The organism is Pseudomonas sp. WS 5059 (genome assembly GCF_012985525.1).
In the GTDB taxonomy this organism is placed as follows: domain Bacteria; phylum Pseudomonadota; class Gammaproteobacteria; order Pseudomonadales; family Pseudomonadaceae; genus Aquipseudomonas.
Genome location: NZ_JAAQWO010000015.1, coordinates 19874 through 28099 on the forward strand (window position 1 = coordinate 19874; position 8226 = coordinate 28099).

Consider the following 8226-nt stretch of genomic DNA (forward strand, 5'->3'; position numbering starts at 1 on the left):
ATGGAAGTTGCTGTCATCCCCCGCCAACCAGGGCACTATCGACTTCCAACTGCCGCGCTGAGCCCCCTTAGCTTGCCGAGTATCGGGTCTGCGATGCGCAACGCGCAGGCCCGACTTTTTAGCGATAACGGCGTGGGGTTGGTTGATCATCGCGGTCATAGCATGCTGTGCCGGGAGGCGCTGCAAGCCGGTCTGGTTGGCGATAGCGCCATTGAGTGGCTTCGGCAGTATCCAAATAGCTACGGCCTCCACCGCCTCACTGGTGAGGTTGTGCGGCACCTTAGTACGTCATTTCGCATCAGCGACAAAGGGCTGTTTCCACAGGGTGACGTCCTGCTGAATCGGCTGAATACCCCATACGTCGATCCAGTTGAGACGGCGTCCTACGCATTAGCTGCGATAGACGCAGGGTTAGTCGGCCTCGATGCTCTTGCCCCTCACATTGAGGCTGGCACTGACGGCGCTGGCAGGATAATGGCGGAGATGGAGCGCTCGTTGATCAGCCGGGTCAAGTTGCCCGTTGCCGTCGAGAAGGCGTTTTCCTTCGGAATTCAGGATGGTCATTTCATTCTGGAGTCGTGTTGCTTCGCTGATTTCACAGTCCAAGCGCCAGCAAGCTTGGAACTCCGAGTGCTTCTTTTCAAGACACTCGACGCGATGACTCGCCACCTACTGCCGTTCCACACGCCAATGACCTTCTTGGGGCAATTTAGCTACTTCAATCATGGGCTTTCAGAGGCTTACGAGGAGCTGGCCCCGCGTTTGGCTACACACACGAGAGAAGATCTTTGCACGTTCTTGTTGGACGAATCGGTCGAGCATGAGGAATACATCGCTGAATATTTCTACTGCAATGGCCAAGATGAGGATGCGGTAAACACCTTGATCGATTCTGTCTACGAGATGGGCGAGTTGAAACAGGTAGCTGGAGCCAGCCTCAGTCAGGGAGATAGGGCAGAAATTTTGGAGCTTCACGAGCAGGCACGGCAAATCAGTGAGCGCGATGACGATCACCGCGCGCTGGTGCAAGTGCTGGGGGAAGCTTTGCATCACTGCCTGGAGCAGGAGGCTAATGAATCACTCAAGGGGTTCCATCCTTCTGATTTCCCAGGCACAGCCGGTGATGGCGTAACCCTTTTCGAGAGCATTCTGGTTCGCCTGACTAGGGATTTCCCGAATCTGGAGCAGAGTAGCAATGACGGATTTGACGGCATCGTCGGCGGCTCTGGCTTCCCAGCCATCGGATTACCGCTGAACCCTGAGCAATTGCGATCCGTCACTCTGCCAGTTCTAGATGCGCTATCTCTGACCTTGGGTCTGTTGCAGCGAATCGCCGACGCTTTAGAGGAATGCTGTAATGCTGAGTGAAAATGTTTCGAGCAAGGCCATGCTGATACACCACCACAGTCAGACTGGCGTGGTTTCCGTCACAAGTCATAGCGTCATCCCGCTGGAAGATGGTAAGGCCGGCTTCACGCTTGGTGCTGGCAGGGCCTTTAGCTCCTATGACAAAACCGAACTGGCTGCTTTGCTGTTGAATGAGGATTCGGGGGCGGAATTTCTGCCAGAGAGATATCTGTTCAGCTCACGCACAGTGTTGACCTGGTACCGCCGACCCGGCCTTCACGATATTCCGTTCCGTGATGAGCGCATCCGCGCCCCCTTGCCAGGGTTGATCTTCATCGCAGCGGCAAATCAATCTTTCCGTTGCTTTGCGTTCAAAGGTAATCAGCGCCCGACACCGGACACAGAACTGTTCTATGCCCCGCTGGGGAATGTGTATGAGGGTGGGACATTCTGCACCGGCAGCGGCAACGTTCCCCGCGATGTTCGACGTGAAAATATTCCGGCATGGGAGAACTTCGTGCTTGAGAGCGAAAACATACACAGCGGCACGATTGAGCCGGTGGCGGGCTGCCGCTCCTTTGAGCGATTGAAGGAGTTCTATCGAGCATTGAACGAGAAAGGATCGAAGCGGTTCCCAGCCTCGAAACTGGTTTCTGCTGGTTCTTACCGTGGCCCGCTGTCGCTTGCGCAGGCTATCAAAGGGGGTGAGTAATGAGCGTTCATCCGATCACAGCTAAACAATTACCAATCTATAAGACGCCAGCGTCGTGGCTTGAACGCGCACCCCGAATTTTGGTTATTGGAGCGGGCGGCAATGGCAGCGAGGTAGTTGATGCGCTGGCCAGCTTCCATCATGCACTTCGTTCTCTAGGACACCCAAAAGGCTTGGATGTCACCGTCATTGACGATGCCATCGTGCGCGAGCCTAACCTCGTGCGTCAGCGTTTCTGGCCGTGCGATTTGGGCCAATACAAGTCAATCAGCTTGGTGAATCGTTACAACCTCATGCTGGGTACTACTTGGGTGGCCCTGCCCTTCCGGTTCCCTAGTCATGAGAGCAAAGAAGTGATCCGCGCTGCCGACGTGATCATTTCCGCCGTTGACCTTCCTTCTGCGCGCCGCGCAATTGCCAGCAGCCCTCTCCTACCCCGAAATTGCATGTGGCTTGACCTGGGCAACGAGGCACGCCATGGGCAGGTTGTGTTCGGAGCCGCGCACGTAGACAAGCGGAGCATCTATCCCAACGTAATGGATGCTTATCCGGAAATCGGAACGCTCGAGGATGACACGAAGAAGTCCTGCTCAGTAGCGGAAGCCATTCGCTCGCAGGACTGCTTGGTCAACCGGGCAGTTACGACTGCCGGAATGAGTATTGTGTGGGAGTTGCTACGAACGGGGGAAACTGACAAGCACTGGATCACCGTGGATCTGGCGTCCGGTTGCCAAAATGCATTTCCGTTCCCTGCTGTTCAGCACTGCGCCTAAATCAACGGCCACCGCCTTCGCATTGATCCAGTTGCTGCTCCATCTGCGATATCAGGTAAGCAGCTTTAACATCGAGCGCTTTGGACAATCTCATGATCAGGGGAAGCGTGGGGAGGCTCTCCCCACGCTCAATTTTTCCCAGGTGCGCCCGCTCCACCCTAGCCAGGAGAGAAAGTTTCTCCTGGGCCAGGCCCGATTTTAGGCGTTCTTCGCGCACAACGTTACCGAAAGCTTTTGCTACCCGAGGGTCAAAGCTCGATTTTCCTGCCGGTCGCCCGCGTGTTGGTGGTCGCTTCTCCATAGACAGAAGCGTTATCGGCAGGAACAATTAAAACCACGTTTAAGAATACCCATTTTACTGGATACGCTATTGCTTCAGTGGTTCGCCGATCTGCTTACTTGCTTACCACCTCGGCAAAAGGAACATGCATATGAACCGAGTTACTAACTCCATCCCCCAGCATTTGCTGGAGCTTTATCATGAATTGAGCGCATCGCGGGCTACCCTTCTTGCATTGATTGAGTCCGAGGGAACCGGCATTCATCGTCGTTCGTTGGTCCAGATTGACCGCATGATTGCGGAGATTTTTTTCCCGGTTGGGTTTGTTGTGTACCAGGAGAGTGAGGATTTGGCCTTGGCCGAGGCTGCACGACCAAATCAGACAGGTCTAGCGTGGTGTGTGATCAGTTGCGAGCGCGACGTTCGGGTGCTGCTGTGTCATGAAACCAAGGAGGAGAATTTGCTTACGATTGAACAGGTCATCACCGGCTATGCGCTGGTACCAAATCATCTACCTGGGGAGCCTACAGAATTCGGAAAAAATCGTACGCTAAGGTTTTCCGACCTGTCGTAGCGGCCTAAATTTCCCGTCTTCTAGCTTGCGGCTCTGCCGCCAAACGTATTCGCCGGTCAGGTTGATGTGCTCCCAGCCCAGCGGCGACAGATATTGATACAGGTCGGTGTTCACCGGTTTTCCGGCGTCTGTCAGCCCTTGAGTGGCACGTTCCAGGTAGACCGTGTTCCACAGCACTATTGCAGCAGTTACCAAGTTGAGGCCGCTGGCTCGGTAGCGCTGCTGCTCGAAGCTCCGATCCCTAATTTCACCGAGACGGTTGAAGAACACCGCTCTGGCCAAGGAGTTGCGCGCCTCGCCTTTGTTCAGCCCTGCATGCACGCGACGGCGCAGCTCGACACTTTGCAGCCAATCCAGAATGAACAGCGTGCGCTCGATCCGGCCCAACTCCCGCAGGGCGACGGCCAGGCCGTTCTGGCGTGGATAGCTGCCCAGCTTACGCAACATCAGCGAGGCGGTGACAGTGCCTTGCCTGATCGATGCTGCCAGACGCAGAATTTCGCCCCAGTGAGCGCGGACGTGCTTGATGTTCAGGGTGCCGCCGATCATTGGCCTCAGTGTCGGGTAGTCCTGGACGCTCTGTGGCACATACAGCTTGGTTTCGCCCAGGTCGCGGATGCGCGGCGCAAAGCGAAAGCCCAGCAGGTGCATCAACGCGAAGACGTGATCGGTAAAACCTGCCGTGTCGGTGTAGTGCTCCTCGATCCGCAGATCCGACTCGTGATACAGCAGACCATCGAGCACGTAGGTCGAATCCCGTACACCGACATTCACCACGCGGGTGCTGAACGGCGCGTACTGGTCGGAGATATGGGTATAGAACAGTCGTCCTGGTTCATTGCCGTACTTCGGGTTGACGTGCCCAGTGCTCTCGCCTCGTCCACCTGCACGGAAGCGCTGGCCATCGGAGGAGGATGTGGTGCCGTCCCCCCAATTGGTGGCAAAGGTGTGATGGAGCTGGCTGTTGACCAGTTCGGCGAGCGCCGCCGAGTAGGTTTCGTCGCGGATGTGCCACGCTTGCAGCCAAGACAGCTTGGCGTAGGTCATACCCGGACTCGAGTCGGCCATCTTGGTCAATCCAATGTTGATGGCATCGCCGAGGATCGCGGACAGTAGCAGTGTCCGATCTTTGGCCTGGGCACCATCCTTCAGGTGGGTAAAGTGACGTGTGAACCCTGTCCACTCATCCACATCCATCAACAGTTCGGTGATCTTGATGCGCGGCAGTAACTGACTGGTCTTGTCAATCAGCGCCTGGGCGGTATCCGGCACCGCCAAATCCAGCGGCGTGATCTTCAGTCCGGACTCGGTGAGGATGGCGTCGGGGAGTTCGTTGTCCTTGGCCAGCTTGGCGACGGTCGCCAGTTGCTCATCCAGCAACTGCAAGCGCTCTTCCAGGTACTGGTCGCTATTTGGGTTGATCGCCAATGGCAGCGCCTGTTTCTGCTTGAGCGCGGCAAACGTCGCGGGCGGTATCAGGTAATTGTAACGGCTTGCAAACGAAAACGTCCCGACCTGCAATCAATACGATTTTCGACCGGAATTAACTGCGACTGACCGGCCCGGCAAACCAGTATTAGCTGCGAATGAACCTGCATTTATCCGCGCTGACCTGCATTCCATGGCTACCAACCAGCATTAATTGCAAATGACGGGGCTTATAGGTAGTGAATCGATTGCCTCGTTAGAGCGCATGTCTGCTTGGCATGCGGGAACATCTAGTCTCTTCCGCCCACGAGCCAGATCATTCCAGGCAAACACATGGGGCCTACAGCTTTGAGGCCCACTACGCTATGTGCGGGCTCGGTCTCGCCCAAAGGGTTCGGTCAACTGACCAAGGTAACCCTTGGGATAGTCCCTCTCACGCAAGCCGACATTGGCGTCGCCCTGCTTTCCTGTACTGTCGTAGAACGTCCCGAATAGCCGATCCCACACCATCAGAAATTCGCCGCAGTTCACCTGGGCATCTTCGAAGTCGCGCTTGTGGTGCCAACGATGAATTTCAGCCACCCCGATGACATGGCGCAGCCAACCCAGCCGGTAATCCAGGTTCGAGTGCTGAAAGCCCAAGTGAACGGTCAGAATGCCGAACCAGGTGGCAACCACTGCCGAAGGCGCGCCGGATGCAAACAGCAGCACCAATCCCGGGCCAGCCATGAGCATCGCATGTAGGGGATGCCGGCGCTCCCCATTCATCCAGTACAAGCGCTCGGCGCTGTGGTGAATCATGTGAAAACGCCACAGCCAGGGTACGTGGTGGCTGATGCGGTGCATGGCATACAGGCTCAGATCGAGCACGACGGCGACCAGCAGCAGCTGAACCCAAAGTGGACTCTCGACTGGGAAGAGACGAACTGTAGCCGGCACTGCATCGCCCAGCCTGGCCAGGATTTCGGCGGTGAACTGGATGACGGAAAGATTCACCAGCATATGCACCAGGTCGGTCAGGGTGTCCTGGTGATCCTCCAGCCAGCCCTCCCGGAAAGGCTGGATACGCTCCAGCCCCGCGACGGCCAATAGACCGACTGCGGCTACCAAGGGTGTGCTGGGCCAGTACGGCACCCCGGCGTACAAGGCCCAGACCATGAAGGCGGCGCTGCCACCAAACACGAGCGGATAGCTCAACCAGCGTAGGGCGAATCGAAGAGAAGTGGACATCGCTCAGCTCCTATGTAGAGAGCCTTCACGGTAGGTGCAGAGGACGACGTTCGACTTGAACGAAAGAGCTATGACTTCTGGAGATCGACCGCAGCCAGGGCGGAGGACGGATCGATGCCCAGCAGCGCCCTGAATGTCCGGGAGAAATGCGCCGAGTCGGAAAAACCTGCCGCATGCGCGGCTTCGGTCAGCCGTCCCCCTTTGGCCAGGTGTTGCAGGGCTTGGGTGAGGCGCAGCCATTTGACATAGCTGCGCAACGGCAGGCCGGTTTGCTCCACGAACCAATGGGAAAAACGCGTGGGTGACAAATGCACCAACGCGGCCATTGCCTCACGCCCCATTTGGCCTTCGCGCAGCGCTGCGGTGACCTTGGTCAAGCGCGGATCAGGGATTGGTGGATCGGCAAGCCGCAACAGCCGACGTACCTGCGCCTGCAACTGGACAGGCGAATGCCCCGACGCCCTCAGTGCCTCGACCATCGCAGCAATATCGGCCGCTACGATCTCCATCAGCCTCACGGCTCCGCTCACCCGCAAGGCACGCGCCTCATCGGACAGCACATCCAGGTAGATCGACAGGACATGCCCAGCACTGAGCCGGTGCTTCAAGCCTGCCGGAATCAAGATGGCAGCCCCAGATTGCCCACCCAACGGCGTTTCAACCGTTATCGCGGCGTCGAGCCCCACTGCAATTTGATGTGCTTGATGATGGTGCCAATCCTGGTGGGCGGCATGGCCGAGAAAGACGCCGATACCGGGGCCGACCCAGGCATGGCCTGACCAGCGAGCCACTTCTGCGGCATCCGAGCTTCGCATTATCTGCCCCGGTCCAGTTCCGCGCTTGGACTCAGCACACTGCTCAGGAGCAACATGGCGGCACCGCCCACGATGCCGATGTCCGCCAAGTTGAATGCAGGCCAATGCCAGGATTGCCAGAAAAAATCCAGATAGTCGATCACATGGCCTCGGAAGCTGCGATCGATCAGATTCCCCACTGCCCCTCCCAGTATGAGGCTATAGCCCAGCGCTTCGAGCTTGGCCCTGGGCTTACGCAAGAGCAACGCGAGCCCAATCGAAACAACCAGTGCGAGGAGAATGAAGAAGTAGCGCTGCCAACCGCCCGCGTCAGCTAGGAAGCTGAACGCTGCGCCGGTATTCCAGAAATGGACCAGATTGAAGACTGGGGTCAGAGGAACCACGGCGCCGACCGAGAGCGAACCCTCAATTACATATTTGATCGCCTGGTCGGCCAGGGCAACGGCTAGCGATAGCGTCCACCAGAGCCCGGGAGTGATACGGTGCGCCATTCCAAGTGGCGATTTCATTGTTTCGCTCCCTGAAACAGTCGCTGCAATCCGGGTGAGACGGGCATCGGCGCGAATGCACTGATCCTCGCGCGTCCGGTATTGCCGAGCGGTACCCAGATCTTCGAGAACAACACGGCAGCGATGATCCGTGGTGCTTGGCCGAACATTTCCCGGTAGTCGCGCAACTGCCAGCCAGCCCTTAGCATCAACCAATGGCTCCGCGCATGCAGGACGGGCATGTGCTGGCTCAAGATGTGGGCGCGCTCGAGCCAGGGGAATGCCTCGGTTGGCGCCTTTTCACGGAGTGCTGTCCTTGCCTGGAAAAAGGCTTCATCGATGGCATTGCGGAGGGCGGTATTCATCTGGAACTCACTTGCGCAGCAGTTGGAAGGCCATGATTCTGGGCCGATCGTGCAAGTGAACACCCTGTAGCCGCTATAGGGTCAAGCTGAATCGCCCCGGGTTTCCTAGACACTCTCCAGGCTCGCTGCGTAACGCTTTTCAAACTCTACCGGTGACAGCTGATTGTTGAAACTGTGGCGTCGTTTTGGGTTGTAAAACATCTCGATGTAATCG

10 protein-coding genes and 1 pseudogene are annotated in these 8226 nt (G+C 57.2%); 4 read left to right on the forward strand and 7 right to left on the reverse strand.

Going from position 1 to position 8226, the window contains the following annotated elements:
- Nucleotides 1-93 precede the first annotated feature (93 nt).
- Genes HBO12_RS27895 through HBO12_RS27905 form a run of 3 tightly spaced genes read left to right on the forward strand, consistent with a single transcriptional unit; the run spans nucleotide 94 to nucleotide 2832 of the window.
- Nucleotides 94-1368, forward strand: coding sequence for a hypothetical protein (locus HBO12_RS27895; protein ID WP_169899105.1), 1275 nt, complete (start codon nucleotides 94-96; stop codon nucleotides 1366-1368).
- Nucleotides 1358-2059 (forward strand): hypothetical protein, encoded by a 702-nt coding sequence (locus HBO12_RS27900; RefSeq protein ID WP_169990626.1) that lies wholly within the window; start codon nucleotides 1358-1360, stop codon nucleotides 2057-2059. The genes HBO12_RS27895 and HBO12_RS27900 overlap by 11 nt, the downstream gene beginning before the upstream one ends.
- Nucleotides 2059-2832 (forward strand): PRTRC system ThiF family protein, encoded by a 774-nt coding sequence (locus tag HBO12_RS27905; RefSeq protein ID WP_038445892.1) that lies wholly within the window; start codon nucleotides 2059-2061, stop codon nucleotides 2830-2832. Before HBO12_RS27900 ends, HBO12_RS27905 begins: the two co-directional genes overlap by 1 nt.
- Nucleotide 2833: 1 nt before the next feature.
- Here the strand turns inward: HBO12_RS27905 and HBO12_RS27910 are convergent, their stop codons facing one another.
- Nucleotides 2834-3133 (reverse strand): helix-turn-helix domain-containing protein, encoded by a 300-nt coding sequence (locus tag HBO12_RS27910; RefSeq protein WP_038445891.1) that lies wholly within the window; start codon nucleotides 3131-3133, stop codon nucleotides 2834-2836.
- 130 nt (nucleotides 3134-3263) lie between these two features.
- On the opposite strand from HBO12_RS27910, the gene HBO12_RS27915 reads away from it, so the two are divergent.
- Nucleotides 3264-3686 (forward strand): hypothetical protein, encoded by a 423-nt coding sequence (locus HBO12_RS27915; protein WP_038445889.1) that lies wholly within the window; start codon nucleotides 3264-3266, stop codon nucleotides 3684-3686.
- On the opposite strand, the pseudogene HBO12_RS27920 reads toward HBO12_RS27915, so the two are convergent.
- The 6 genes and pseudogenes from HBO12_RS27920 to HBO12_RS27945 form a co-directional block, all read right to left on the reverse strand.
- Nucleotides 3663-5198 (reverse strand): annotated as a pseudogene (locus tag HBO12_RS27920) (Tn3 family transposase); the annotation flags it as partial. The gene HBO12_RS27915 and the pseudogene HBO12_RS27920 overlap by 24 nt on opposite strands.
- Nucleotides 5199-5477: 279 nt before the next feature.
- Entirely contained in the window at nucleotides 5478-6344 is an 867-nt protein-coding gene (locus HBO12_RS27925; RefSeq protein ID WP_024015049.1) for a sterol desaturase family protein, read from the reverse strand.
- 68 nt (nucleotides 6345-6412) lie between these two features.
- Entirely contained in the window at nucleotides 6413-7159 is a 747-nt protein-coding gene (locus HBO12_RS27930) for a helix-turn-helix transcriptional regulator (protein ID WP_024015048.1), read from the reverse strand.
- On the reverse strand, nucleotides 7159-7668 hold the full coding sequence (gene lspA, locus HBO12_RS27935) for a signal peptidase II (RefSeq protein ID WP_003452327.1): 510 nt from the start codon (nucleotides 7666-7668) through the stop codon (nucleotides 7159-7161). Before lspA ends, HBO12_RS27930 begins: the two co-directional genes overlap by 1 nt.
- Nucleotides 7665-8012, reverse strand: coding sequence for a DUF3703 domain-containing protein (locus tag HBO12_RS27940; RefSeq protein ID WP_024015047.1), 348 nt, complete (start codon nucleotides 8010-8012; stop codon nucleotides 7665-7667). Before HBO12_RS27940 ends, lspA begins: the two co-directional genes overlap by 4 nt.
- 105 nt (nucleotides 8013-8117) lie before the next feature.
- Nucleotides 8118-8226: IS3 family transposase (locus HBO12_RS27945; RefSeq protein WP_138762977.1), on the reverse strand; the 109-nt coding region annotated here is incomplete at its 5' end.